Origin of the sequence: Labrys sp. LIt4, assembly GCF_017813775.1 — a bacterium.
GTDB lineage: Bacteria > Pseudomonadota > Alphaproteobacteria > Rhizobiales > Labraceae > Labrys > Labrys okinawensis_A.
On the sequence record NZ_JAGIPY010000007.1, the window covers coordinates 199,925 to 224,935 of the forward strand.

The window sequence follows — 25,011 nt, forward strand, 5'->3', positions numbered from 1 at the left end:
GAAGAGTTGAAGACATGGAACGCATCCTGGTCACGCCGCGGTCGCTGACGGCGACGGCCCATCCCCTGGTCGAGCGCCTGAGGAAACAGGGCCATGAGATCATCATGCCGGCGCCCGGCAAATTGCCGGACGAGGAGGAACTGCTCGCCCTCGTGCCGGGTGTGACCGGCTGGCTGGCAGGCGTGGAGAAGATCTCGCCGCGCGTCATCGCCGCGGCGGGTTCGCTCCGGGCGATCAGCCGCAACGGCACCGGAACCGACAACCTGCCGATCGACACGCTGCTCGCGCGCAAGATCGCCGTGCGCATCGCCGCCGGCGCCAATGCGGCCGGTGTGGCCGAACTGGCCATCGGCCTGATCTTCGCGGCGCTCCGCCAGATCCCCCTCTGCGATGCCGGCATCAAGCAGGGGAACTGGCCGCGCCGGATCGGCGCCGAGATCCGGGGGCGCAAGGTGGGCGTGGTCGGCTGTGGCGCGATCGGCGCCGAGGTGGCGCGCCTGGCCGCCGCGCTCGGGGCCGAGATCCTCGCCTATGATCCGCAGCGTCCTCCCGTGAATGTCGAAGCGGACAGCCTGCGCTGGGTCGAGATATCGGACATGCTGGCGGCGGCCGATGTCGTCACGCTGCATTGTCCGGCACCTGCGGACGGCCGGCCGCTCCTGGGCGCCGGAGAGTTCGCGGCCATGCGGCGGGGCGCGGTGCTGATCAACACCGCCCGGTCGTCGCTGGTGGACGAGGCGGCCTTGCTCGAAGCGCTCGAGGAGGGGCGTATCGGCTGCTATGCCACCGATGTCTTCCAGGAAGAGCCGCCGGCAAATCTCGCTCTCGCCGGCCACGCCCGGGTGATCGCCACCAGCCATATCGGCGGTTTCACCCAGGAAAGCGTCGACCGGGCCACCGAGGTCGCCATCGCCAACCTGATGGATGCCCTGCAGGGGAGGGCATGAAGTGATGCTGGAGGTCCTGCCCTTCGCCGGCCCGCTCGTGGGAAGGCTCGCGAACCGGCCGGAGGCCGGCCTCTCGCTCTATTGGCTCGGGCAGGCCGGCTTCCTCCTCGACAGCGGCCGTCACCGCCTGCTGATCGACCCCTATCTCTCAAACTCCCTGGCTGAGAAATATCGCGATCGCGGCCCTTCGCATGAGCGCATGATGCCGCCGCCGATCGAGATCGACGAGCTGCCGCCGCTCGATTTCATCCTTTGCACGCATCATCACACCGATCACCTCGACGCGGCGACATTGGCCCCGCTGGCCCGGCGCTTTGCGCAATTGCGCCTGGTGGTGCCCAAGGCCTCGCTGATACTGGCGCAAGACAGGACCGGCCTCGGCCCCGAACGTTTCATCGGCATGGATGCCGGCGAAACCCTCGTGCTCGACCAGGGGATCGAGGTGAGCGCCGTGCGGGCTGCCCACGAGGAATTGCAGCGCGATGAGCAGGGCCGCCATCTCTTTCTCGGCTATGCCCTCGGCGTGAACGGCATCCGCGTCTTCCATTCCGGCGATACCATTCCTTTTGCGGGACAAATCGAAGAGGTGCGGGCTCTGGCGGCCGATCTGGCGCTGCTGCCGGTCAATGGCCGTTCGCCCGCCTTGGCTGCTGCCGGCATTGCCGGCAATTTCACCCTGGAGGAGGCCGTGGAACTGGCTTCGGCCTGCGGCATCCCGGCTATGCTTGCGCACCACTACGGCCTCTTTGCCTTCAACACGCTCGCACCCGAGCGGATCGATGCAAAGGCCATGGCGATGGCGGGGCCGACCCGGCTGCTTCGGGCCAGGACGGGAATCGAGTATAGGCTGATAGGCCCGGCCGGAACGGCGGGCTGAGCCCTCCGATCCGAAGAGGGAGCCAGAAAGGGAAGCCGTTGATGACCTTGCCGGATCAGACCGCATCTCAGCCCGGGCCTCGCACCACGATCCAGAACGTGCTCGAGGTGATCCGGCTGACCTTGGGCGATTTGCGCAAGTCCGACCGCAAGGTGGCCGAACTCATTCTGGCCGACCCCCAGCGCATCCTGAATGCCACGGTGGCGGAGACGGCGCTCGCTGCCGGGGTGAGCGAGCCCACGGTCATCCGCTTCTGCGCCGCCATCGGCTGCAACGGCTTCCAGGATTTCAAGCTGCGCCTGGCCCAGAGCCTGGCGCTGGGCACGCCGGCCACGCATTCTGTGCTGCTCGGCACCGATACGCCGGAAACCGTGGTCGAGAAGATCTTCGACTACACCATCACCAGCCTCGACTGGGCGCGCCACCATCTCGACAAGGCTGCCCTCGCCCTGGCGATCGACATCCTGGAAAAGGCGAGGGCCATCGAATTCTTCGGCCTCGGAGCTTCGGGCGTGGTGGCCCGCGATGCCCAGCAGAAATTCCCGTTGTTCGGCGTGCCCTGCGGTGCCCAGCACGACACCCACCAGCAGATCATGGTGGCCTCGATGATGAAGCCGGGCGATGTCGCGGTGGTGATCTCCCACACCGGGCGCACGCGCTCGATCATCGAAGTGGCCCGCACCGCGCGCGAAAACGGGGCCAAGGTCATCGGCCTGACCGGGTTCGAGACCTCGCTCGCCAGCCATTGCGACGTGACCTTGCTGGTGGAGACGCTCGACAACACCAACATCTACACGCCCACCATTTCGCGCATCGCCGCACTGGTGGTGATCGACGTGCTGTCGACCGCGATCGCCTTGCGCCGCGACGAGGCCCATGTCCGGCGCTTCCAGGCCATGAAGCGCAAACTCGCCGAATACCGCATCGGTGAGTAGTGCGATTATGGGACGCTATGCTTTTTTATGCCGGACGGCGATCACAAGGTTCGGCATGAAATGGCAGGGCAGACGATCGTCCTGATGGCGGGTGACAATGGTCACGGAGTCGCCTGTTCGAACCTTCATGGCGGGAGACGCGACGGCGCTCCAGCGTTGTAGGGAGTCCCCATCATGGACGAGTATACCGAACCGGTCATAGGCGAAATATTTCGGGTTGGCTGGGACGCCGAGAAATCTCTCTCCCCGGTGAAGAAACCTGGTTGCCGCTATCCTGGATAGAGATACATGCACTTCCCCAGTCAAATGTATGCCTGACGCGGGAACGGGGACGAGGGCGGTTCCACATGCCTGGCGCCATTTACCGTCCGACGGTCCCTGGAGTTCGGCAGAGGCCACGGTTGCTGGCGGCCGGCTCCAGCTGGGTGCGGTGCTGTCGGCGAGAGCCGGTGGCGGCGCGATCACAAGCAGGCCGAGACCGAACACCAGTTTCTTCATTGTGCACACGATTGAGATGGAGCGTCCCCCGAAGGCATCCTCTTCGAGGGGGAAGGCGAAAGCAAGTCTCCCCGTCCGGCCTCCACCCTTTGTGGGCGCAGTGCTGCTGAAAGAGCACGGACCCGGGCGTTATTGCCCGCATGTGGAAATCCCCTCCCATGCGCGGGCGGGGGTTGTGAGCAGCCCCTCAGGGGCGCTATGGCTGGGACGAAACCGGAATCACTGTTTGAGATGAAGATCGAAATCGAGATGGGCGTCGCGTCTGCCGCCGGCAGTGCGCCTGCAATGCTCGACATCGAGGAATTGCTGGCCACGCGCCTGCTGGTGCAGGGCAACTCCGGCTCCGGCAAATCGCATCTCCTGCGCCGGCTGCTCGAGCAGAGCGCGCCGCATGTCCAGCAGGTCATCATCGACCCCGAAGGCGAGTTCGCCAGCCTGTCGGACCGCTACGGCCATGTCGTCATCGACGGCGAACGCAGCCTGGCCGAGCTCGAACATATCGCCCAGCGCGTGCGCCAGCATCGCGTCTCGGCCGTGCTGGTGCTGGAGAGCCTCGACGCCGAAATGCAGATGAAGGCCGCTGCTGCCTTCCTCAATGCCCTGTTCGATGCCGAGCGCGACTTCTGGTTCCCCATGCTGGTGGTGGTCGACGAGGCCCAGCTCTTTGCGCCCGCCGCCTCCGGCGATGTCGGGGAGGAGGCCCGCAAGGTCTCGCTCGGCGCGATGACCAATCTGATGTGCCGCGGCCGCAAGCGTGGCCTTGCCGGCATCATCGCCACCCAGCGCCTGGCCAAGCTCGCCAAGAACGTCGCCGCCGAGGCGTCCAACTTCCTGATGGGCCGGACCTTCCTCGACATCGACATGGCGCGCGCCGCCGATCTGCTCGGCCTCGACCGGCGCCAGGCCGAGACGTTCCGGGAACTGCAGCGCGGCCAGTTCGTCGCGCTCGGCCCGGCCTTGTCCCGTCGCCCGCTGCCCATCAAGGTTGGGCCGGTGGAGACGCGCCCCAAGGTGGCGACACCCAAGCTGACGCCGCTGCCGGAGGGAGGCGAGGCTGCTCGCGATCTCATCCTGGCGCCGGTGCCGATGGCGGCGCCGCGCCCCCGTCCCGAGCGCCGAGCGGTCACGCCGCCGCCGATGTCGACCACCGAGATCCTCGAACAGCTCGTGCGCGAGCGGCCGGCGGAGGCCACGGGCGAGGAAACCCTGCCGGCCATGCCGCCGGCCGAACTGCAGCAGGCCCACGCCCGCATCGCCTTTGCGATCATGCAGGAACCGGATGCGAGCTTCCGCACCGATGCCGTGCTCTACCAGGATTTCATCGTACGCTGCCGCATCGAGCGGCTGAGCGGCTCGCCGCCGGCCATGGCCGAGTTCAAATTCCTGCTCAGCGCAGCCCGGGCCGGTCTCGATCCCGACACTGTCGACCAGGAGCAATGGCAGCGTGCGCTCGATCATGCCCGCCTGGTGCCGGCCGACCTCCAGCCCGTGTTCCTGATTCTGGCGGCAGCGGCGATGACGGGGCTGCCATGCCCGCCGGATGCGGAGATCGCCAGGCGCTGCGGCAGCCATTCGGCCGGCCGCGCCCGCAGTCAGATCCGCCATCTGCAGAATGCCGATTTCGTGATGACGCGCGTCGACATGCGCGGCGCCCGCATCGCGGTGATTCCTGACCTGGGCTGGGAAACCGCTCCCGGCGATCCCAACGGTCCGGTGCAGGCGCGGGATGGCCTGGCTGCCGCGGAGTGACAAAGGGCGAGCCCTTAGCCGCCGGAGACCTCGGCACTATCCCGAAGTATTAGAAAAGGCTTGTCCGCATGCTCATAAGAGGAGCGCGATAAACCAAAGCAGGCCTGAAAATCTCCTGCGTCTCCTCTTATAATTGTGGCATAGAGCTATTCATTGATGGCTCCTCCAATTCAACATGAGCGGATGATGTCTACCCAGATCGTTCCCCTGATCGTTTGCGGCGGCTCCGGAACGCGGTTGTGGCCGGCCTCGCGTGCCAGCCGGCCCAAGCAGTTCCTGCCTTTGTTCGGTGATCTTTCCACCTTCCAGGAAACGATGCGGCGTGTGAGCGGTGCCGACGTCTTCGGCCGGCCCGTGATCGTCACCAACCAGGATCATCGCTTCCTGGTGGCCGACCAATTGCTGTCGATCGGGGTCGAGGCCGATATCGTGCTCGAGCCCGAAGCCCGCGATTCCGGTCCGGCGATCGCTGCCGGTGCGGCCTTCATCGCTGCGCGGGACGGCGCCAAGACGCCGGTCCTGACCCTGGCGGCCGACCATCGCGTGCGGGATATCGAAGGCTTCCGTGCCGCCTGCGTGGCAGCCAGGCGCGGCGCTGCCAAGAAAAGCATCGTGACTTTCGGCGTGGTGCCCAACCAGCCCGCGACCGGCTATGGTTATATCGAAGTCGGCGAGCCCTTGACCGACGGCGTCATGAAGGTGCGCCGCTTCGTCGAAAAGCCCGATGCCGAGACGGCCACGCGCTATGTGCGGGAAGGCTATCTGTGGAACTCCGGCAATTTCCTGTTCGAGGCCGGTTTCTTTCTCTCTGAATATGCCCGCTGCGAGCCGGAGACCGTCGAGGCGGTGAACGAGGCGGTGGCCAAGGGCAAGCTCGACCTCGGCTTCCTGCGTCTCGACGCCGAGGCCTTCGCCCGCTGCGGCAAGCGTTCGGTCGACTATGCGGTGATGGAAAAGACCCAGGCTGCCGCCGTGGTACCGGCCAGCTTCGACTGGTCGGATGTCGGCTCCTGGGGTGCGGTGCGCGAGCTCTCGCCGCAGGACGAAGCCGGCAATGCCATGCTGGGCGAAGCCTTGTTCGTCAATGCCCGCAACAATCTGGTATCCTCGGAGCGCCAGCTCGTCTGCGTGGTCGGCCTGGACGATCTTGCGGTCATCACCACGGGTGATGCCGTGCTTGTGGCCCGCCGAGACGATGCGGCCGGCATCAAGGCGCTGGTCGAGAAGCTCAAGCAGAGCCATAACGGGCTGACCCAGGACCACCTGCAGTCCTTCAGGCCCTGGGGGCACTACAAGTCGCTGGATCTCGGTGCGCGCCACCAGGTCAAGCGCATCGTGGTCAAGCCCGGCGGACAGCTCTCGCTGCAGAAGCACCATCATCGTTCCGAGCACTGGATCGTGGTGCGTGGCGTCGCCAATGTCAGCATCAACGGCCAGATCAAGACGCTGCATGAGAACGAGTCGATCTATATCCCGATCGGCTCCACCCATCGGCTGGAGAATCCCGGCAAGATCGAACTCGAACTGATCGAAGTGCAGACGGGTTCCTATCTCGGCGAGGACGACATCATCCGCATCGAGGACATCTACAACCGCGCCGCATCCTGAGGCGCGGTTGGGTTTATTTGTTCCTGCAAAGTCGCGTCATTGCGGGGAGCGGCGCGAGGCGGCAATCCGGGAGGTATTCGCTTGATGCCGCATGAAGCCTGGATTGCTTCGCTGCGCTCGCAATGACGGACTGATCGATCTTTTCGAAGCCCGATATAAGGTCGCAACGATATAAGGGAGGGGTCTCACCCCTCCCTTTTTCTTGGCGTCTACCAGCAGGTATAGCCGCCATCGACCACGACGATCGAGCCGGTCATCAGGCTGGCGGCGTCGGATGCCAGGAACTGCACGGCGGAGGCGATTTCCTCCGGCTCACCCATCCGCCCCTGCGGCGTCATTTCGAGCCAGGTCTTGAACATCTCCGCATTGGCCGGATCGGCCGCCGCATAGGCGGTCAGGGGCGTGTTGATATAGGTGGGCGCGACGGAATTGACGCGTACGCCGCGCGAGCCCCATTCGGCCGCCAGCGATTTGGTGAGGTGGTGCACGCCGGCCTTGGAGGCGTTGTAGTAGGACTGTTCCTGCGGCTTGTTGACGATGATGCCCGACATCGAACCGATATTGACGATCGAGCCTTTCTTGGCTGCCAGCATGTGCTTGCCGAAAGCGCGGCAGCACCAGAACACGCCGTTGAGATTGACGTCGAGGACGTTGAGCCAATGTTCGTCGGCGACGTCCTCGGCCGGTGTCATGGAGCGGGCGATACCGGCATTGTTGACCAGGATCTCGACGGCGCGGCCCTTGGCGGCGAGTTCGTCGGCCACGCGGGTCACTTCGGCGGATTTGGTGACATCCATCTGCACCGTTTCGGTCTTATAGCCCTTGGCAGCCAGGGCTGCCTGCCCTTCCGCCGCGACCTTCATGTCGAAATCGGCGATGACGACCTCGGCTCCGAACTCGGCCAGGGCTTCAGCGCAGGCCAGGCCTATGCCGCGCCCGCCGCCCGTGACCAGGGCGTGGCGGCCCGTGAGATCGAGTTTCTTCTTATACATCGCGGATCCTTTCATGCGTCGCTCCCGTTTGCTGCATCGATTTTGCAAACAGGACAAAAGCCCGTGCAGCTGGGTTCAATCTAATGCGGCACGGTGATTCGACGAAGTCAATCCTGCAGTGGCCATACCATTTAGGCGGCGGGCGAGGAGGTTGCTCAAATGCGCATCAAGGCCCTGAAGAGCTCAGTTCCTTGTCATGCCCGGGCCTGTTCCCGGGCATCCAGATACCGCAATCCGTCGGGATCCTGGCACCTGGATCACCGGGACGAGCCCGGTGATGATAAAGGTCGGGGTGCCCACAATCATTCGGCCAGTTTCGGAGCAAATGCGCCCAAAAATCAGGCCAGGGACAGGCCCTTGTCGTCGAAGCGATGCAGGCGGTCGGGCTGGGGGGTGAGATAGATGATGTCACCGGTGCCCAGGCTGAACTCGCCGGGTGCCCGCGCGGTGATACGGGTGCCCTCGTCGAGATCGACATAGAAGAAGGTGTCCGAGCCCAGATGTTCGGAAATCGAGATCTTGCCCTTCCACTGTCCCTCGGTGGCGGACAGGTTGAGATGCTCGGGACGGATGCCGATGGTGGTGGCGTTGTAATTCGCCGCCGCGCCGCCCTTCAGGAAGTTCATCTTGGGCGAGCCGATGAAGCCGGCGACGAACAGGTTCCTCGGCTTGTTGTAGAGCTGGAGCGGCGAGCCGACCTGCTCCACATTGCCGGCATTGAGCACCACGATCTTGTCGGCCATGGTCATGGCCTCGACCTGGTCGTGGGTGACGTAGATCATCGTGGTCTTCAGGTCCTTGTGGAGCTGCGAGATCTCGATGCGCATGTTGACGCGCAGCGCCGCGTCGAGGTTCGACAGGGGCTCGTCGAACAGGAAGGCCTTGGGCGAGCGCACGATGGCGCGGCCGATGGCGACGCGCTGGCGCTGACCGCCGGAGAGCTGGCGCGGCTTGCGGTCGAGATAATTGGTGAGATTGAGCGAAGCGGCCGCCTTGGCGACCTTCTGGTCGATGACGTCCTTGCTCTCGCCCGCCATCTTCAGGGCGAAGGCGATGTTGTTGCGCACGCTCATATGCGGATAGAGCGCGTAGGACTGGAACACCATGGCCAGCCCTCGCTTGGAGGGCGGAGCCTGGGCCATGTCGACCCCGTCGATCTTGATCTCGCCCGAGGTGGTGTCCTCCAGGCCGGCGATCAGGCGCAGCAGGGTCGACTTGCCGCAGCCCGAAGGCCCGACGAAGACCACGAACTCGCCATCCTCGATGTCGAGGTCGAGATCGGGAATGATCACGACTTCACCGAAGGCCTTGCGCACATTGCGAAGATTGAAGCGGCCCATTTACGCAGCTCCCCATTCTGACATGTTGTTGTTCGTCACTTCACGGCGCCGAAGGTCAGGCCGCGGACGAGTTGCTTTTGTGAGAACCAGCCGAGCACCACGATCGGCAGGATGGCGAGGGTCGAGGCGGCTGACAGCGTGGCCCAGAACAGCCCCATCTTGGCCGAATAGCCCGCGATGAACTGCGGCAGCGGCGCGGCGTCGAAGGTGGTCAGGTTCAGCGTCCAGAAAGCCTCGTTCCAGGCCAGGATCGTGTTCAGCAACAGCGTGGAGGCGATGCCGGGGACGGCCATCGGCGTCAGCACATAGACGATCTCGCGCCAGAGCGAGGCGCCGTCCATGCGGGCCGCTTCCAGGATCTCGCCGGGAATTTCCTTGAAATAGGTGTAGAGCATCCACACCACGATCGGCAGGTTGAGCAGGAAGAGGACGACCATCACGCTCCAGCGGCTGTCGAGCAGGCCCCAGCGGTTGAAGAGCAGGAAGATCGGCATCAAGGCGCCGACGGCCGGCATCATCTTGGTGGAGAGCATCCACATCAAGAGATCCTTGGTGCGCTTGCCGGGCGCGAAGGCCATGGCCCAGGCTGCGGGAACCGCGAAGATCAGGCCCAGCAGGGTCGAGCCGACCGACAGGAAGATCGAGTTGAGCGCGGCCCGGCCATAGTTGGATTGCGTGAAGATGTTACGGTAATTCTCCAGCGTCCACTCGAAGAAGACGAATTTGGGCGGCAGGATGCCCGCTTCGCCTTCCGTCTTGAAGCTGGTGATAACCATCCACAGGATCGGGAAGAAGATCAGGAAGCCAACGATCCAGGCGGCGGTCGTGACGGCGACCTTGCGCCGGGTGGAAACTGCGCGTGCCATGGCTCAAGCCTCCAGATTCTTGCCGATCATGCGGACGAGGAAGAAGGCGACGATATTGGCCAGCACCACGGCGACCAGTGCGCCGGCCGAGGCCGCTCCGATATCGTGGTCGCCCGCTTCGGTGAGATAGACCAGGAAGGGCAGGTTGGCCGTGTTCAGGCTGCCATTGGTGGTGACCTTGATCTCGGCGAAGATGTTGAGGAGGAAGATGGTTTCGATCAGGATCACCACCGTGATGGCGCGCGAGAGATGCGGCAGCACGATGTAGAAGAAGTAGGAAAGCGGCTTGGCGCCGTCGAGCTGGGAGGCTTCCTTCTGCTCCTCGTCCAGGGACTGGATGGCGGTGAGCAGGATCAGCGTGGCGAAGGGCAGCCATTGCCAGGCCACGATGATGATGATCGACAGGAGCGGCCAGTTGGTGAACCAGACGACCACCGGCAGGTGGAGCACCTGCGACACCCAGGTCAGCATGCCGCCGTCGGCGTTCATGAACAGGTTCTTCCAGATCAGCGCGGCCACGGTCGGCATCACGAAGAACGGCGCCAGCACCATCAGGCGCACGATGCCCTGGCCGGCGAAGGGCTGATCCATCAGGAGGGCGATCAGGATGCCCCCGACGATGGTGATGGCAAGCACGGAGCCGACGATCAGCAGCGAAACGCCCAGTGACTTGAAGAAGGTGGGGTCTGTCAGGAAGTAGGTGTAGTTCCCGAAGCTGTTCCAGTAGAAATTCGTCGGATCGTCGAGCGTATAGTTGTTCAGCGAGTAATAGATCGTCAGGACGAGCGGAACGATCATCCAAATGAAGAGCATGATGACCGAGGGTGCTACGGCCACCCTGGCGAGCACACGCGTCTGCTGCGTTGCCATCTTGAGGTCCTCCCCACAGACCAAATCTTGAATGTTCCTGAGCAAAGCGCGTTCAGGCTCGAACGCCTATTTGATCTGGTTCTTTGCCTTGATGCGTCCTGGCGTTTCTGGGGATCGCGCAAGATCCCGGCGATCTCCACGAAGCGCAAGACGCTTTCGTTCAGGTCTTTGAAAGGGGGCTGTCCCGGTGATGAAGAGCCGGGACAGCCAAGTTTCAGGAGGGGCGGTGAGCCCCGTCCCGGGAGGAAGGGGTCATTTGATGTAGCCGGCCTTGGTCATGGTCCGGGTCACCAGCTTCTGCGATGCCGCGAGGGCATCGTCGATCGAGGCAGAACCGGCCAGCGCCGCGGAGAATTGCTGGCCCACCGAGGTGCCCATGCCCTGGAACTCGGGAATGGCCACGAACTGCACGCCGACATAGGGCACCGGCTTGACGGTCGGATGGGTCGGATCGGCCGACATGATCGAATCCAGCGTCAGCTTGGCGAAGGGCGCAGCCTTCTGATAGTCGGGATTGTTGTAGAGCGAGGTGCGGGTTCCCGGAGGTGCCGCGGCCCAATTGCCCTCGGTCTTGGCAACCAGGGCCGAATAGTCCTTGCTGGTTGCCCAGGCGATGAACTTCTCGGCGGCTTCCACCTTCTGGGAACCGGCCGGCACGGCCAGCGACCAGGCCCACAGCCAGTTGGCGTTCTTGCCCAGGCCGGTATTGGGGGCGAGGGCGAAGCCGACCTTGTCGGACACGGTCGACTGCTTGGGATCCGTCACGAAACCGGCGGCCACCGTGGCGTCGATCCACATGGCGCATTTACCCTGGTTGAACAGGGTGAGGTTCTCGTTGAAACCGTTGGAGGAAGCGTCGGGCGGGCCGGCTTCCTTGAGCAGGTTCACATAGAAGGTGAGCGTTGCCTTCCATTCGGGCTGGTCGAACTGGGGAGCCCACTTCTCGTCGAACCAGCGGGCGCCGAAGGAATTGGACATGGCGGTGAGGAAGGCCATGTTCTCGCCCCAGCCGGCCTTGCCACGCAGGCAGATGCCGTAGGTGTCGGCGGTCTTCAGCTTCTTGGCGGCATCCGCCACGAAGTCCCAGGTCGGGCTGTCGGGCATCTTCAGCCCGGCCTTCTCGAACAGGTCCTTGCGATACATGATCATCGAGGACTCGCCGTAGAAGGGAGCGGCGTAGAGCTTGCCTTCATAGGTCAGGCCGTCGCGGATCGGCTTGATCAGGTCATTGGCGTCATAATTGTCGCCGAGCTTGTCGAGCGAGACCAGCCAGCCCTTCTTGGCCCAGATCGGCACTTCATAGGTGCCGATGGTGAGGATGTCGAACTGGCCGGCCTTGGTGGCGATATCGGTCGTCACCTTCTCGCGCAGGGCATTCTCCTCGAGGGTGACCCAGTTCAGCGTGATATCCGGATTGGCCTTGGTGAAATCCTCCGAAAGCTTCTGCATCCGGACCATGTCGCCATTGTTCACCGTGGCGATCGTCAACGTCTCGGCAGCGCCGGCCATCGAGGACCAGGCGAGGGAAACGCCGCAGGCAAGCGCGCCTGCAAGCGAAATCAGTGATTTTGCCGTTTGCACCAGAACCTCCCGTTAAAAATGCACACCGCTTGACACGGCTTTTGGGCGTGGGCAGACGCCCAATGCACGGGCATATTCTCAATAGCGTGACCCATTGTCAAGCTGTCTCATGCGTCGGGATTGCGCCCATGGGGCAGGCAGGCGCCAGCGCGCGCGGAAAGGGTCCACGCGTTGGGCGATTTTCGATTTTTTGGGCAGGGTCAGGTCTGTTCGAGCAGTGCCGCAGCCGTCTGTTCGTCGGTGATCAGGCCGGAAAGCAGGTCGCCCTTCAGGGCGGCGCGGATCGGGGCGATCTTGCGCTGGCCGGCGGCGACGCCGACCACCGGCACGAGGCGCGCCAGCCGGTCCGGACGGAAGCCGGGCAGGCGCTCGGTGTAGTCGTTCTGCAGGATGCGGCCGTTGCGGTCGAAAGGCCAGGCGGCGATCTCGCCGATGGCGCCGTTCTCGATCAGATAATGCATTTCCGATTCCAGCACGAAGCCGTCCTGGTGGATCGGAGAGCCGTAACTGACGTCGCTGACGCCGACATAGACGGCCCGCGCCGTCTCCACCAGGCCCTGCAGCATGGCGTGCACCGGCTGGCTTCTCAGGGCCTGGCAATGCTCGATCGTATCGGCGAGCACCGGCATTTGCAGCGGGTAGCATTTGGCGTCGAGCTTGTCCGCCAGGCGCATGGCGATTTCGAACGGACTGACGCAGCCGTCGCGGGCGGCGTTGCCGACGATCGACACCATTTTGAGGTCGGGCCGCGGCTTGGCGGAGATCTCGCGGACCATGCGCAGCAAGGTTCGGCCGGTGGAAAAGCCGAAAACGCCCGAACCGCGTTGGCCGAACTGAGTTTCGAGGATCTGCGCGGCGGCGAGCCCCACGGCCGCCAGCGGGTCGTGCAAGCCATTCGGTACCACCTCGCAGATGGTCAGGCCGTAGCTTTCACGCAACTGCTTGGCCAGGGCCGTGCATTCGGCGATGGGACTCTGGATGCGGAACTCGATGACCCGCTCCGACACGGCCAGCGCGACCAGGCGCTGCACGCTCTGGCGTGAAATATCGAATTGGGCGGCGATCTCGTCTTGGGTCGCCCCGTCGATATAGTAGAGCCAGGCCGCACGGGTGGCGAGATCGAGCTTGCGGTTCTGCAGGTCTCCGAGGTCGCTCATAATGTCCCATCCCTCCGAGTATTTGCCCAGGCTGGTTGCGAACGCCCAGATTTATAACCTAGAATGCATTCATCGGGTAGCGGCGCAAGCCTCTGCGTCGAGCGGCGGTACGATTTTAATTCCGGGGCGCTCGATCCCGGCCTCGATGGAGATGATTCCGGCATCGGGGGAGGAGGTTAGCGTAGCTTGTCCAATAGCGAGCGCAGCGTGCTGCGCTCGGCCTCGTCCAGCGGCGCCAGCGTGAGATCGGTGACGGCGGAGGCCTTCGCCACCAGTTGCGCATAGAGCGCCTCACCCGAAGCGGACAGGGAGAGGACGAGCCGGCGGCGATCCTCTTCATCCGGCCTGGTTTCGATCAGGCCCCGGCGGGACAGGCGCTCGACCACGCCCTTGACGGTCGCGACGTCCATGGCCGTCAGCCGGCCCAGGAGATTTTGGGAGGAGGTGCCGAGTTCGGCGAGCTTGGCCAGCACCGCCCATTGCATCGGTGTCAGGTCCTCGCCGAGACCGTCGGAAAACAGGACGGCATGCCGCTGGTAGACTTGCCTCAGAATGAAGCCGATCTGATCGTCCAGTCTGTAATCGGTCATGGCATTCCAAGCAGAATTTCTCGATACCGCCCACGAATGGGCGATATCGAGAAATTCTGCAAGCGTTTGAAATTCTGCAGATTCCTTCTGACAGAGCCCGTGGTTCGACCTGAAGGAATCTGCCTGGCGGCGAATCGAGGCGTAGACGTCGAACCTACTTGTCCACGAAGGCCTTTTCGATCACGAAATCGCCCGGCTCGCCATGATTGCCCTCGACGGCGCCGCGTTCCTCCAGAAGGGCCTTGAGGTCGCGCAGCATTTCGGGGCTGCCGCAGATCATCACGCGGTCCTGCTCGACATCGAGCGGCGGCAGGCCGATATCCTCGAACAGCTTTTCGGACTTGATCAGGTCGGTGATGCGGCCGGTGTTGCGGAAGGCCTCGCGCGTCACCGTCGGATAATAGATGAGCTGCTCGCGCACGGCCTCGCCCAGGAATTCATGGGCGGGAAGCTCGTGGGTGATGCGCTCGCCATAGGCCAGTTCCTGGACCTGGCGGCAGCCATGGATCAGCACGATCTTCTCGAAGCGGGCATAGGTCTCCGGATCCTTGATCAGGCTGAGGAAGGGTGCAAGCCCGGTGCCTGTGCCGACCAGATAGAGGTAGCGGCCGGGCTTGAGGTTGTCGAGCAGCAGCGTGCCGGTGGCCTTGCGGCCGACGATGATGGCATCGCCTTCCTTCAGATGCTGCAGCCGCGAGGTCAGCGGCCCGTCCTGAACCTTGATGGAGAAGAATTCGAGCGTTTCTTCGTGATTGGCACTGACCAGGCTATAGGCGCGCAGCAGGGGACGGCCATTGACCGGCAGGCCGATCATGGTGAACTGGCCGTTCTCGAAGCGGAAGCCCGGATCGCGCGTGGTGGTGAAACTGAACAGCCTGTCCGTCCAATGATGGACGCTCAGAACCCGTTCCTCGTTGAAATTGCTCATGCTGGCCGCCTCGCCACTAGGCAGGTTCCTCCTGATCGGGCCACGGCCCGATCAGGAGGAACCTGCAGGATATCAAACTTTGCAAAGTGTCATGGGGAGGCCCCTTACGGGCCTCGCCAGGACACTCCGTCCAGGTCGTCACTCATTCTCACCGTGGAGATATCCGCAAATAATCTGGCAATCAAATAAATAAACAAGGAATTGCGTGAATTAGAACCGATCCACGGTGGACGCCATAATTTTAGGGAAAATTCGTTAGTGTGCAAACGAATTTTCCGCCTCAGGAATGATCGCCTGCAACAAGTCCTTGCCAAAATGCCGGAAGGAGGGGCAAGTATAGGTTGTTGCGGGCACGCCTTCGGATTGCGGTCGGGCGTCGCCGCTTTCAGCCGGACGGGAACAGGAGGGGCAGCCCCGTTCCCGGTCCGGCATCCATCACCCAAGCATGGAGGCTCGGGCAGGCTCGTCCTGCCGGCTCGAGCTGGAGCAAAATGCGTTTGAACGTAAACGCTCAATTGCTCTGACTCTTTGTTTTGACGCGTCTTTGCGATTCTTGATGACGCATCAAATCGCAAAACGCTTTCGCGACAGACGGCGCCGGGTCGCGGCTGCCGCCATCATGGAGACGATCTTGAACAAGCTTTCCTCGAAGACTCTCGGAAGCCTCGGCGCTGCCATCGCCGTTCCCGGGTATGATCGTTCCGCCGTGCGTCCCGGCATCGTGCATTTCGGCCTCGGCAATTTCCATCGGGTCCATCAGGCCGTCTATGTCGATCGCTGCCTGCACAAGCCCGGCAATGAGGGCTGGGGCATCTGCGGCGTCGAGCTGATCGACGTGCCCGCCACCCGGGCCAAGGCCGAGGCCTATCGCGCCCAGGATTGCCTCTACACCGTCACCGAATATGCGCCGGACGGCGCGGCCAGCACCCGGGTGATCGGCGCCATGGTGGATTATCTGCATGCGCCCGACGATCCCGAAGCCGTGCTGGCCCGCCTCAGCCATGCCGACACCCGCATCGTTTCGCTGACGATCACCGAAGGCGGCTATAATCTCGACGAGACCACCGGCGTGTTCAAGCTCGATACCCCGGAGGTGGCGCTCGATCTGGCCGGCGGTCCGCCGCGCACGGCCTTCGGCTACATCGTCGAGGCGCTGCGGCGCCGGCGCGAACAGGGGACGAAGCCGTTTACGGTGATGTCCTGCGACAATCTCCGCCACAATGGCGGCACGGCGCGCAAGGCCATCGTTTCCTTTGCCCGCGCCCGCGACGCCGGGCTTGCGGCCTGGATCGAGGCCGAGGTCGATTTCCCCAACTCGATGGTCGACCGCATCGCGCCGCAGATTCCGCCCGAGGTGAAGGAGCGCCTCAACAAGCGCAGCGGCATCGACGATGCCGTGCCCGCTCTGGGGGAAACCTTCAGCCAATGGGTGCTGGAGGACGACTTCCGAGCCGGGCGGCCGCCCTTCGAAGAGGTCGGTGTCGAGATGCGCGACGATGTGCCGGCCTTCGAGTTCATGAAGGGGCGCATGCTCAACGCTTCGCACATCCTGCTCGCCATGCCCGGCATCCTCATGGGCTACCGCATCGTGCATGAGGCGCTCGGCGACACCCGCCTGCATCGGCTTCTGGAAACTTTTCTCGACCGCGATGCCATCCCCCGTATCGAGGGGCCGAAGGGCGTTTCGCTGCAGGCGTACAAGAACGCCGTGCTCGAGCGCTTCTCGAACCCGGCGATCAATGATCAACTCCTGCGCATCGCCTTCGACACCACCGCCAAGATCCCGGTTTTCCACTCCAAGACCCTGGAAATGCTGCTGGCCGATGGCGGGGACCTCAGGCGCGAGGCTTTCTTCCTGGCCTGTTTCGGCGCCTATCTGACCGGCAAGGACGACAGGGGCGAGGCGTTCGACGTGGTGGAACCACGCCTCAGCGAACAAGACTGGGAGCTTGTCCGCGGCGGCAACCCGCTCGACCTCCTGCGCACCAGCCCCTTTGCCAAGCTCGGCCTCGCCGAGCACCTGGAATTCGCCAAGCTCTATGCCGGCTATGTCGCCTCCATCCAGGCGACCTCCGCGGGCCAGACCCTGGAGGCACTGCTGGTGGAGACGGCGTGAGGAAGACGGAGCCAAGCCGGTCGAAGTGATTGCGGCGGCTGGTCGGCGGCGCGGGAAATTCCGGTCTCCGAGACGGTTCCTCGCTGTGCTGCCGGTGCTCAGGTTGCCCGAACTTCGGCGAGCCGCTTGATGGCATAGTCGTCGTCCCAGCAGACGGCGGCTTCCCATGCGGCCGACGCCTGCGCGGCGATGTCGAGTGCCTCGCTATTGAGCCCGGCGGCGTTGTGGGGCAGCGCCAGATCCAGGTCGGGGGCATCGACATGCGCCTCGTCCCAGTCGATCAGCGCGACCTGCTTTGCGGTCAAGCGGATATTGCCAGGGTTGTTGGGGTTGCCGTGAACGACGCATGTCCGGCGTCCGGCAAGCCGCGCCCACGCTGCCCGGCAGCGGGCAACGCTCTCGGGCGGCATTGCGGTGAGATCGATCTTCGTCCCGGTCTCGGCGTGCAGGAGGTCGGTCGATGATCGCCAGCCTGGGCGTTGCGGCCAACCCCTTGTCGCGCGATGTAGCTTGCCGAGCACATCGGCTACGCGATGCCAGTCGGCCGCTGTCTCGGGCGGTCCGCCTTCCATATAGGTCATCACCAACAGGCCGTCTGCGAACAGCCGGCCATCCATTGTCGGGATCGGCGTTGGCACGGACAAACCTTTATGATCGAGGTGCCGGAGGAGTTCAGTCTCCCACGCCAGATCGGCAGCGCCCCTGGTGCCGAGACGACCGACCGCTAGGTACCCCCGGACGCGCACGCTCCACACATCGTTGGCGACGCCGCCGGAGAGCGGCTCGATGCGAGCCACATCCGCACCCCACTGTCTGAGCGCCTCCCATCCCACTGGCCACCTCCTGGACTACGCCGATTAGTGCTGGACTCTAAACCGAGCGTAGGCCTCCGCAAGGAGAGAAGGGAGCCGTTCTCAATCCAGATTGATCGTCTCGGTGCCCGGCCAGGTGACCTTGTAGCCGAAATTGATGTCCTTGACGGCGTTGGGGGCGAGATCCACCGTCCACACCAGCACGCCGCGGCGGTTGTCGGCATCGCGCTGGGTCGGCGGGGTCATCTGGGCGGAGGGTTCCACCTTGATGTCCTTGTTCTCGGCCACCGGCAGGGCTTCCTCGATCGAAAGCTTGATGGCGTTGGGGCGGCCATTGCGCAGGCTGATCTTGTAGTCCCGCCTTTCGCTGGTGGTGGGGCGGGTGATCCCGGTATTGCTTTCCACCTTGCGCGTCACCGCCCGCTCCACCTTGATGCGATCATCGGCGCCGAAGCCGAGGCGCACGGGTTCTCCCTTGGTGGCGAGCGGCATGGCGGTCTGGCCGGCATAGAGACCGTCACGATAGATCGAGACGGAGCCGGGGAAGAGCGGGGTGTCTTCGCCATTGCTGAAGCTGGCTTCGAGGAAGGCCGTCTGCTGCAAGGATGGCACGGCGCGCGCCACGATTTCCGGGGAGAGCGTGGCCGAGGCGAGGCGCAGCGCCTTCGAGCCCGGTCCCGAGGGCACGCTGGCGCGGGCCGGAAGGGCCCAGACGCTCTGGTAGCCGGCGGTGTTCAGTTGGGCCTCGACCTCACGCCCGGGACGCGGCTTGGCCGGTGCTGCCTGGGTAGCCTGCGGGGCCTGGCGCGCATCGCTCTCTTCGGCGCGGCTGCGCGGCAGGGCTTCCGCCGGCAGCACGTCATAGTCGGGCTGGAAGTTGAGGACATAGCTGGCGAGCCTGGGGGGCGCGGCGCCGGTTGTGGCACGAGCGGTCGAAATGGTGAGGGCGACGTCGCTCCAGTCCTCGCCGGTCGCCTGCGTGACCTTGGCCCGCCGGACGAGTTCGAGTTCGCCCTTGTCGCTGTCGAGCCGGGCATCGTAGAGGGGCGTCCAGCCGGCATTGCCGATCAGGTAGGATATGGCGATCCGGCCCTTGGCCTGCTGTTCGGCGGTGACCGAGAGGCGAAGCTGCGTGCGTTTCCGGCCCTCGGGGCGGCCGTCGCGCTGGCTCTCCAGCCTGGCGATCTCCTCGTCGAGATCGCGGATCTTGACGGCGTTCTGGCGCAGCGCCTCGTTGACCTCCGTCATATCTTCGCCGACGGCGTTCCAGGCGCCGCGCAAGGCGGTGACGTTGCTGCCTTCCTTGGTGGCATTGAAGGTGGCGCCATTGGCAAAGCGCTCGATCAGGCCGCGCTTGGCGAGCAGGGCCTTGCCGATTCCGGCCAGACCCTCGCGCTGGTCCTTGAGATCCCGCAGCGCTTTGCCTGCAGCCGCGTCCGGAACGGCGCCGTCGTCAAGGGCGCTGGCGATGTCGGTGCCCGTCAGGGAGACGCCGGCGGCCTCGTGCATGTCGACCCTGACCGATGCGGTATCGAGGCCAGGGGGCAGATCCTTGGCCACCAGCACCGTCTCGCCCGCGGGAATGTCGAACTCGATCACGCGCGTGACCGTCGCACCGTCGGGATAGACAGCTACGGCATCGATCTTGGACTGCACACCCAGATCACCCGCAAAGGCCGGTGCAGTACCAAGCAGAAGGAGGGCGGTCAGGGCGAGGCGAGGGGCGGCGGACATGGGGGCTCTCCGTTGCGGGGGCGCCATGGGAGAACAGGATTGCGGCGGGATGGCGACGGCAACCTTGAGCTGTATCGACGGGAACAGGTCGGTAGCTTTACAGTGAAGCCCGGAAGCACGGTGTGCCGATCTCCAGATCGGCATCCCCTTGGCGAGACGCTTCGCGTTCGAGAATGGCGATCTGGAGATCGGCACACCAACTCTGCGTTGCACCCTGAGGGTCAGCACCGCTGATGCGGCAATGCCGGTCTCAGCCGCGTCCGCGCTCGGAAATCACCGGCTTCACGCGCAGTTCGATGAAGTTCTCGATTTCCTTGAGGCGGCGGCGGGCGTCGAGAATGTCGGGGCCGATGCCGTAGCGCCAGGAAATGTCGGTGCGGCGCTTGTCGGCGACCAGCGCTTCCAGGTCGGCAATCCAGCCATCGGCCGCCCGGTCGTCGCGGAAGAAACCCTCGGCGAGCAAGGTCGGCTTGTAGCGACGCATGATCACCGTCAACTCGTTCAGCGAGAATTCGGGATGGTACTGGATGCCCCAGAAGCGGCCGCCATCATGGCTGATGTCGACCGCCTGCACGTCGCTCACCGCATTGCTGGCGAGTACGATGGCGCCTTCGGGCAGGGCTTCGACTTCGTCACCATGCACGCAGGGACTGGCGAAGATGGGCGCTTTGCCGGTGTAGAGGGGATGCTCGCGCCCCTCAGCCGTCAGCGCGATGTCGCGCGCGATGCCGACCTCGCGGCCCCTCGGATTGGCCCGCACCGAGCCGCCGGCGGCGACGGTGGCGACCTGCAGGCCCCAGCAGGAGCCGAAGAAGGGCGTGCCGGACCTGTAGACCTCGCGGGCCAGCTCGACCTGGCGCATCGATTCCGGCTCAGCCTTCCAGAGGTTGAGGCCGGAGCCGGTGATGACGACGCCGTCATAGCTTTCGAGGCCGGCGGCATCCGGCAGGTTGGCACCTTCGTCGGCGGGCAGGGCGATGTCGCAGATCGCATCCGGCGCCAGGCTCTTCAGCACCGACGCATAGGATTCCGACGGCGTGAGGCCATAGGTCGCGCGGTGACGTTCACGCGCTGCACGGACATTGCCTTCGACGACGAGGAGACGCATTGCTCACCTGTGATCACATTTTTCCGTGGCCCGGTTTAGCAGCCCACGAGCCGGCGGGGAAGAGTAATGATCCTTACAAGATAAGGATTGGAGCGGCAAAATGAAGCGTTTGATATGAACGTTTCAAGCGCGCCGTCGGCACGAAGCGACTCGAAAGGGGGCCTGCTCAGGGAAAGGAATCGACGATCTTTATCTCGCCGATGATGGCAGCATTGAAGGCGGGAAGATCTTCCGCCGGTATCCAGTATTCCTGGTGATCCTTGCCGCCGGCTTCCTGGACGGCATAGCGTTCGAGGAAAGCCCGGTCGACTTCAAAGCGGGTCACGAAACCGGATCCGCTGGCCGGTACATTCCAGTCCCGAGCGATCTTTACGGCATAGGCGTGCGTCGTGACGGGGTAGAATATCGGCTGGTCGGGAAGGCGCGGAGGAAACGTCTTCATCCCGCTCGCACGGATCAGTGCCAGTTCCTCCGGACCGACAGGGCGCCACAGGGTTATGCCGGCCATATCGCATCCTTCTTTGCCGGTGCCACTATGAGAACGGGCACCGGCGCTTGCCAATGGCTCTCGTTCGCTCAGAACGTCAGCGCCTTCACCTGCACCACGTTCGGGATGGTGTTGATCTCCTTGAGCAGGGTCTCGCCCACCACCTGGTCGATGCCGACCAGGGCAATGGCATTGCCGCCTTCGAAATCGCGTCCGAACTGCATATGGGCGATGTTGATGCCATTCTCGCCGAGCAGGGTACCGATGCGGCCGATGAAGCCGGGGCGGTCGTGATTGGTGATGTAGAGCATGCGCGGCAGAAGGTCCGCCTCGACATTGATGCCCTTGATCTGCACGATGCGCGGCTTGGTGCCGGCGATGATGGTGCCGGCAACGGCCCGGGTCAGGTTTTCGGTCTCGACTTCGAGCGTGATCAGGCTGTCATGGTCGCCCGTCTTCTCGCGCGTGGTCTCCTCGATGACGATGCCCCGCTCGCGTGCCACGCTCGGCGCGGCCACGATGTTGATGTCGGCCAGAGCCGGACGTAGCAGGCCCGCCACCGCGGCTGACGTCAGCGCCTTGATCTTCATGTGGGCGACATCGCCCTCATAGACGATGCGGATGGTCTTGATGTCGGTTTCGGTGAGCTGGCCGGCGAAGGAGCCGAGCTTTTCGGCAAGCGAGATGTAGGGCTTGAGGCGCGGGGCCTCTTCCGCTGTAATCGAGGGGAAGTTGACGGCGTTGGAAATTGCGCCGCGCAGGAGGTAGTCCGACATCTGCTCGGCGACCTGCAGGGCGACGTTTTCCTGGGCTTCCGTCGTCGAAGCACCCAGATGCGGCGTGCAGACGACGTTGGGCAGGCCGAACAGCGGGTTCGCCGTGGCGGGCTCCTCGACGAAGACATCGAGGGCGGCGCCGGCGACATGGCCCGATTTCAGGAGCTCGGCGAGAGCCTCCTCGTCGACCAGGCCGCCACGGGCGCAGTTGATGATGCGCACGCCCGGGCGGGTCTTGGCCAGCGCCTCGCGCGACAGGATATTGCGGGTCTGCGGCGTCATCGGGGTGTGCAAAGTGATGATCTCCGCCCGGGCGAGCAGGTCGTCGAGTTCGACCTTTTCCACGCCCAGCTCCAGGGCCCGTTCGGCGCTCAGGAACGGGTCGAAGGCGATGACGCGCATTTTCAGGCCCACCGCGCGGTCGGCGACGATCGAGCCGATATTGCCGCAGCCGATGATGCCGAGCACCTTGCCGGTGATCTCGACGCCCATGAAGCGGTTCTTCTCCCACTTGCCGGCCTGGGTGGAAGCGTCGGCGGCGGGGATCTCGCGGGCCAGCGCGAACATCATGGCGATGGCGTGCTCGGCGGTGGTGATGGAATTGCCGAAGGGCGTGTTCATCACGATCACGCCACGCGCGGTGGCGGCCGGGATGTCGACATTGTCGACGCCGATGCCGGCGCGGCCGATCACCTTGAGATTGGTGGCCTTGGCGAGGATGGCAGAGGTGACCTTGGTGGCCGAGCGGATGGCGAGGCCGTCATAATTTCCGATGATCTCGGCGAGCTTTTCCTTGTCCTTGCCGAGAGCGGGTTGGAAATCGACCTCGATGCCGCGATCCTTGAAGATCTGAACGGCGGCGGGGGACAGGGCGTCGGAAATCAGGACTTTGGGAGCAGTCATGGAAGCTCTCCTGGAGCGCGGGCATCTGCCCGCTTATGGAAACGGGATTCTTTGCAGAAGGTGATGCTGCCGGGGCCGCCGATCTCTTGTCGGCCTCATTCCGGAAACCTCGTGTTTCCGAAGAGCCGGCAGGATGCCGGCGGTCCCAGGGAAGAACTCAGCCGATCGTGGCGATCGCCTTGTGGAACGACCAGTCGAGCCAGGGCATCAGCGCTTCGACATCGGCGGTCTCCACCGTGGCGCCGCACCAGATGCGCAGGCCCGGAGGCGCGTCGCGATAGGAGCCGATGTCGAGCCCGGCCTTCTCCGCCTCGATGGCGGAGGAGAGCGCCTTGGCGAAGGCGGCCTGTCCTTCGGGCGGGAGTGCCGCCACCCTCTCATCCACCACCTTCAGGCAGACCGAGGTGTTGGAGCGGGTCGCGGGGTCCTTGGCCAGGAAGTCGATCCAGGGCGTCTTCTCGACGAAGCGCTCGATGGCGGCGAGGTTGGCGTCGGCGCGGGCGATCAGCCCGTCGAGGCCGCCCGTGGCCTTCGCCCAGTTGAGCGCGTCGAGATAGTCCTCCACGCAGAGCATCGAGGGTGTGTTGATGGTCTCGCCCTTGAAGATGCCCTCGATCAGCTTGCCGCCCTTGGTGAGGCGGAAGATCTTGGGCAGCGGCCAGGCCGGCGTATAGCTCTCCAGCCGGGCGACGGCGCGCGGCGAGAGGACGAGCATGCCATGGGCCGCTTCGCCGCCGAGGGCCTTCTGCCAGGAGAAGGTGACGACGTCGAGCTTGGCCCAGTCGAGGCGCTGGGCGAAAGCGGCCGAGGTGGCGTCGCAGATGGTGAGGCCTTCACGATCGGCCGGGATCCAGTCGCCGTTCGGCACGCGCACGCCGGAGGTGGTGCCGTTCCAGGTGAAGACGATGTCGCGATGCTTGGCGTCGATCTCGCTGATATCGACGATGTCGCCATAGCCGGCCTTGAAGATGCGGGCATCATCGAGCTTGAGCTGCTTGACGACGTCGGTGACCCATTCGGAGCCGAAGGATTCCCAGGCCAGCACGTCGACGCCGCGGGCGCCGAGCAGCGACCACAGCGCCATCTCGACGGCGCCCGTGTCGGAAGCCGGCACGATGCCGATGCGGTAGTCCGCCGGCACGCCGAGCACGTCACGGGTCAGTTCGATCGCCTGCTCGAGCTTGGTCTTGCCAAGCTTCGCACGATGCGAACGGCCGAGAGCGGCGGATTTGAGGGCTTCGGGGGTCCATCCGGGGCGCTTGGCGCAAGGGCCGGACGAGAAGTTGACGACAGCGGGCTTTGCCGCTGGCACTGGCAGTGTCATCGCGATGTCTCCATCCTCGCAGATGGGCGTTCCTCGTTGGGGAGGAATGTCCCGCAGCCCGTATGCGCTGCGGCGAGGATGGCGTCAAGAGACTTTTGATGGTCGGATAGAGGAAATTTCGGCGTACACCTTTGAGTGGGTTAGATATATTTTTGTAGCTACATATATTGACGATTTCAGATTTTGTAGCTACAAAAAAGAGCTCAAGGTTAGAATGTCGTGACGCAGTTCGACCCACTCAAAAATTCGAGCAACCTTTCGAAACACGGCGTTGCCTTGTCGACAGCGGAGGATTTCGATTGGGAGACTGCGTTGATCGAAGAAGACAGAACCGAAGCCTATGGTGAGCAGCGCGAACGCGCCATTGGTTTCATCGGCGAGCGATTGTTCGTCTATGTCTACACGCTGCGTGGTGAGGAAGATCATGCCATCAGCCTACGCGCGGCCGATAGAAAGGATAAGAAGCGCTATGAAGAGCACATCCGCAAAATCTTCGGCTTCTGATCGAGAAAAGTGGGCGAAAGCTCTCGCGAAGGCGCAACGCTACGGCGATAGTTTGACCGACGAGCAAGATGCGGCGTTGTCCAAAGCCGCGCGTGACGATGCCGACAATCCGTCCATTCCGGAGGATGCTAGGTTCGTGACCTATCAGGAAGCCCGTCGCCGCGGGCGGCCTCGCGTGCCGGCGCCCAAGCGGCAGATCACCCTCCGGATCGATCCGGATGTGATCGAGTATTTCAAAGCATCCGGATCTGGTTGGCAGAGGCGCATCAACGCCGTGCTCAAGGAGGCGATGAAGAAGGCATCGTGACG

General features: G+C 64.0%; 22 protein-coding genes. 8 read left to right on the top strand and 14 right to left on the bottom strand.

From position 1 onward, the window contains the following. Positions 1-14 precede the first annotated feature (14 nt). From J8I29_RS15435 to J8I29_RS15455, 5 genes are all read left to right on the top strand, one after another. On the top strand, positions 15-947 hold the full coding sequence (locus J8I29_RS15435) for an NAD(P)-dependent oxidoreductase (RefSeq protein WP_209432328.1): 933 nt from the start codon (positions 15-17) through the stop codon (positions 945-947). Positions 948-951: 4 nt separating this feature from the next. After that, on the top strand, positions 952-1,824 hold the full coding sequence (locus J8I29_RS15440) for an MBL fold metallo-hydrolase (protein WP_209432414.1): 873 nt from the start codon (positions 952-954) through the stop codon (positions 1,822-1,824). A gap of 41 nt (positions 1,825-1,865) precedes the next feature. Then, complete coding sequence (locus tag J8I29_RS15445) at positions 1,866-2,759, top strand: SIS domain-containing protein (RefSeq protein WP_105863838.1); 894 nt, start codon at positions 1,866-1,868, stop codon at positions 2,757-2,759. A 729-nt stretch (positions 2,760-3,488) separates the two neighbouring features. Then, positions 3,489-5,006 (top strand): DUF87 domain-containing protein, encoded by a 1,518-nt coding sequence (locus J8I29_RS15450; protein ID WP_209432329.1) that lies wholly within the window; start codon positions 3,489-3,491, stop codon positions 5,004-5,006. A 186-nt stretch (positions 5,007-5,192) separates the two neighbouring features. Next, positions 5,193-6,614 (top strand): mannose-1-phosphate guanylyltransferase/mannose-6-phosphate isomerase, encoded by a 1,422-nt coding sequence (locus tag J8I29_RS15455; protein WP_209432330.1) that lies wholly within the window; start codon positions 5,193-5,195, stop codon positions 6,612-6,614. 209 nt (positions 6,615-6,823) lie between these two features. On the opposite strand, the gene J8I29_RS15460 is transcribed toward J8I29_RS15455, so the two are convergent. The 8 genes from J8I29_RS15460 to J8I29_RS15495 all read right to left on the bottom strand — a co-directional run bounded on the left by J8I29_RS15460 (position 6,824) and on the right by J8I29_RS15495 (position 14,938). Continuing rightward, the gene (locus J8I29_RS15460; protein WP_105863841.1) at positions 6,824-7,606 is read right to left on the bottom strand and encodes an SDR family oxidoreductase; all 783 of its coding nucleotides are present in this window, start codon (positions 7,604-7,606) and stop codon (positions 6,824-6,826) included. 338 nt (positions 7,607-7,944) lie between these two features. After that, positions 7,945-8,946 (bottom strand): ABC transporter ATP-binding protein, encoded by a 1,002-nt coding sequence (locus J8I29_RS15465; protein ID WP_209432331.1) that lies wholly within the window; start codon positions 8,944-8,946, stop codon positions 7,945-7,947. 35 nt (positions 8,947-8,981) lie between these two features. Further along, a complete protein-coding gene (locus J8I29_RS15470) occupies positions 8,982-9,812 on the bottom strand; it encodes a carbohydrate ABC transporter permease (RefSeq protein WP_105863843.1) in 831 nt (276 codons plus the stop codon). Between the two features lie 3 nt (positions 9,813-9,815). Then, a complete protein-coding gene (locus J8I29_RS15475) occupies positions 9,816-10,682 on the bottom strand; it encodes a sugar ABC transporter permease (RefSeq protein WP_105863844.1) in 867 nt (288 codons plus the stop codon). A gap of 252 nt (positions 10,683-10,934) precedes the next feature. Continuing rightward, positions 10,935-12,191, bottom strand: coding sequence for a sugar ABC transporter substrate-binding protein (locus J8I29_RS15480; protein ID WP_105863951.1), 1,257 nt, complete (start codon positions 12,189-12,191; stop codon positions 10,935-10,937). A 272-nt stretch (positions 12,192-12,463) separates the two neighbouring features. Continuing rightward, a complete protein-coding gene (locus J8I29_RS15485; protein ID WP_105863845.1) occupies positions 12,464-13,420 on the bottom strand; it encodes a sugar-binding domain-containing protein in 957 nt (318 codons plus the stop codon). Between the two features lie 176 nt (positions 13,421-13,596). Further along, positions 13,597-14,010 carry a MarR family transcriptional regulator gene (locus tag J8I29_RS15490; RefSeq protein WP_105863846.1) on the bottom strand — a complete coding sequence of 138 codons (414 nt, stop codon included), beginning with the start codon at positions 14,008-14,010 and terminating at the stop codon, positions 13,597-13,599. Between the two features lie 154 nt (positions 14,011-14,164). Next, a complete protein-coding gene (locus J8I29_RS15495) occupies positions 14,165-14,938 on the bottom strand; it encodes a ferredoxin--NADP reductase (RefSeq protein WP_105863847.1) in 774 nt (257 codons plus the stop codon). A gap of 631 nt (positions 14,939-15,569) precedes the next feature. On the opposite strand from J8I29_RS15495, the gene J8I29_RS15500 reads away from it, so the two are divergent. Next, the gene (locus J8I29_RS15500) at positions 15,570-17,054 is read left to right on the top strand and encodes a mannitol dehydrogenase family protein (protein WP_209432332.1); all 1,485 of its coding nucleotides are present in this window, start codon (positions 15,570-15,572) and stop codon (positions 17,052-17,054) included. A gap of 98 nt (positions 17,055-17,152) precedes the next feature. Here J8I29_RS15500 and J8I29_RS15505 read toward each other — a convergent pair whose 3' ends face one another. The 6 genes from J8I29_RS15505 to J8I29_RS15530 form a co-directional block, all read right to left on the bottom strand. Beyond that, entirely contained in the window at positions 17,153-17,887 is a 735-nt protein-coding gene (locus J8I29_RS15505; protein ID WP_209432333.1) for a phosphotransferase, read from the bottom strand. A gap of 81 nt (positions 17,888-17,968) precedes the next feature. After that, the gene (locus tag J8I29_RS15510; protein ID WP_209432334.1) at positions 17,969-19,600 is read right to left on the bottom strand and encodes a mucoidy inhibitor MuiA family protein; all 1,632 of its coding nucleotides are present in this window, start codon (positions 19,598-19,600) and stop codon (positions 17,969-17,971) included. 250 nt (positions 19,601-19,850) lie between these two features. Continuing rightward, a complete protein-coding gene (locus tag J8I29_RS15515; RefSeq protein ID WP_105863849.1) occupies positions 19,851-20,708 on the bottom strand; it encodes a type 1 glutamine amidotransferase in 858 nt (285 codons plus the stop codon). A gap of 166 nt (positions 20,709-20,874) precedes the next feature. Next, positions 20,875-21,216, bottom strand: a complete 342-nt coding sequence (locus tag J8I29_RS15520; RefSeq protein WP_209432335.1) for an ADP-ribosylation/crystallin J1 — start codon at positions 21,214-21,216, stop codon at positions 20,875-20,877. Positions 21,217-21,284: 68 nt separating this feature from the next. After that, on the bottom strand, positions 21,285-22,874 hold the full coding sequence (serA, locus tag J8I29_RS15525; protein ID WP_105863852.1) for a phosphoglycerate dehydrogenase: 1,590 nt from the start codon (positions 22,872-22,874) through the stop codon (positions 21,285-21,287). Positions 22,875-23,031: 157 nt separating this feature from the next. Then, the gene (locus J8I29_RS15530) at positions 23,032-24,198 is read right to left on the bottom strand and encodes a phosphoserine transaminase (protein ID WP_209432336.1); all 1,167 of its coding nucleotides are present in this window, start codon (positions 24,196-24,198) and stop codon (positions 23,032-23,034) included. A 219-nt stretch (positions 24,199-24,417) separates the two neighbouring features. Here J8I29_RS15530 and J8I29_RS15535 point away from each other — a divergent pair, with 219 nt between their 5' ends. Both J8I29_RS15535 and J8I29_RS15540 read left to right on the top strand, forming a co-directional pair. Next, positions 24,418-24,702, top strand: coding sequence for a BrnT family toxin (locus tag J8I29_RS15535; RefSeq protein WP_209432337.1), 285 nt, complete (start codon positions 24,418-24,420; stop codon positions 24,700-24,702). After that, positions 24,668-25,009 carry a BrnA antitoxin family protein gene (locus tag J8I29_RS15540; RefSeq protein WP_209432338.1) on the top strand — a complete coding sequence of 114 codons (342 nt, stop codon included), beginning with the start codon at positions 24,668-24,670 and terminating at the stop codon, positions 25,007-25,009. Before J8I29_RS15535 ends, J8I29_RS15540 begins: the two co-directional genes overlap by 35 nt. The last annotated feature ends 2 nt before the right edge of the window (positions 25,010-25,011 follow it).

Bases quoted from the DNA above. Each gene is read 5' to 3' on its own strand.
- J8I29_RS15435 (WP_209432328.1), top strand. From the start codon at position 15: ATGGAACGCATCCTGGTCACGCCGCGGTCGCTGACGGCGACGGCCCAT.
- J8I29_RS15440 (WP_209432414.1), top strand. From the start codon at position 952: ATGCTGGAGGTCCTGCCCTTCGCCGGCCCGCTCGTGGGAAGGCTCGCG.
- J8I29_RS15445 (WP_105863838.1), top strand. From the start codon at position 1,866: ATGACCTTGCCGGATCAGACCGCATCTCAGCCCGGGCCTCGCACCACG.
- J8I29_RS15450 (WP_209432329.1), top strand. From the start codon at position 3,489: ATGAAGATCGAAATCGAGATGGGCGTCGCGTCTGCCGCCGGCAGTGCG.
- J8I29_RS15455 (WP_209432330.1), top strand. From the start codon at position 5,193: ATGTCTACCCAGATCGTTCCCCTGATCGTTTGCGGCGGCTCCGGAACG.
- J8I29_RS15460 (WP_105863841.1), bottom strand. From the start codon at position 7,606: ATGTATAAGAAGAAACTCGATCTCACGGGCCGCCACGCCCTGGTCACG.
- J8I29_RS15465 (WP_209432331.1), bottom strand. From the start codon at position 8,946: ATGGGCCGCTTCAATCTTCGCAATGTGCGCAAGGCCTTCGGTGAAGTC.
- J8I29_RS15470 (WP_105863843.1), bottom strand. From the start codon at position 9,812: ATGGCACGCGCAGTTTCCACCCGGCGCAAGGTCGCCGTCACGACCGCC.
- J8I29_RS15475 (WP_105863844.1), bottom strand. From the start codon at position 10,682: ATGGCAACGCAGCAGACGCGTGTGCTCGCCAGGGTGGCCGTAGCACCC.
- J8I29_RS15480 (WP_105863951.1), bottom strand. From the start codon at position 12,191: ATGGCCGGCGCTGCCGAGACGTTGACGATCGCCACGGTGAACAATGGC.
- J8I29_RS15485 (WP_105863845.1), bottom strand. From the start codon at position 13,420: ATGAGCGACCTCGGAGACCTGCAGAACCGCAAGCTCGATCTCGCCACC.
- J8I29_RS15490 (WP_105863846.1), bottom strand. From the start codon at position 14,010: ATGACCGATTACAGACTGGACGATCAGATCGGCTTCATTCTGAGGCAA.
- J8I29_RS15495 (WP_105863847.1), bottom strand. From the start codon at position 14,938: ATGAGCAATTTCAACGAGGAACGGGTTCTGAGCGTCCATCATTGGACG.
- J8I29_RS15510 (WP_209432334.1), bottom strand. From the start codon at position 19,600: ATGTCCGCCGCCCCTCGCCTCGCCCTGACCGCCCTCCTTCTGCTTGGT.
- J8I29_RS15515 (WP_105863849.1), bottom strand. From the start codon at position 20,708: ATGCGTCTCCTCGTCGTCGAAGGCAATGTCCGTGCAGCGCGTGAACGT.
- J8I29_RS15520 (WP_209432335.1), bottom strand. From the start codon at position 21,216: ATGGCCGGCATAACCCTGTGGCGCCCTGTCGGTCCGGAGGAACTGGCA.
- serA (WP_105863852.1), bottom strand. From the start codon at position 22,874: ATGACTGCTCCCAAAGTCCTGATTTCCGACGCCCTGTCCCCCGCCGCC.
- J8I29_RS15530 (WP_209432336.1), bottom strand. From the start codon at position 24,198: ATGACACTGCCAGTGCCAGCGGCAAAGCCCGCTGTCGTCAACTTCTCG.
- J8I29_RS15540 (WP_209432338.1), top strand. From the start codon at position 24,668: ATGAAGAGCACATCCGCAAAATCTTCGGCTTCTGATCGAGAAAAGTGG.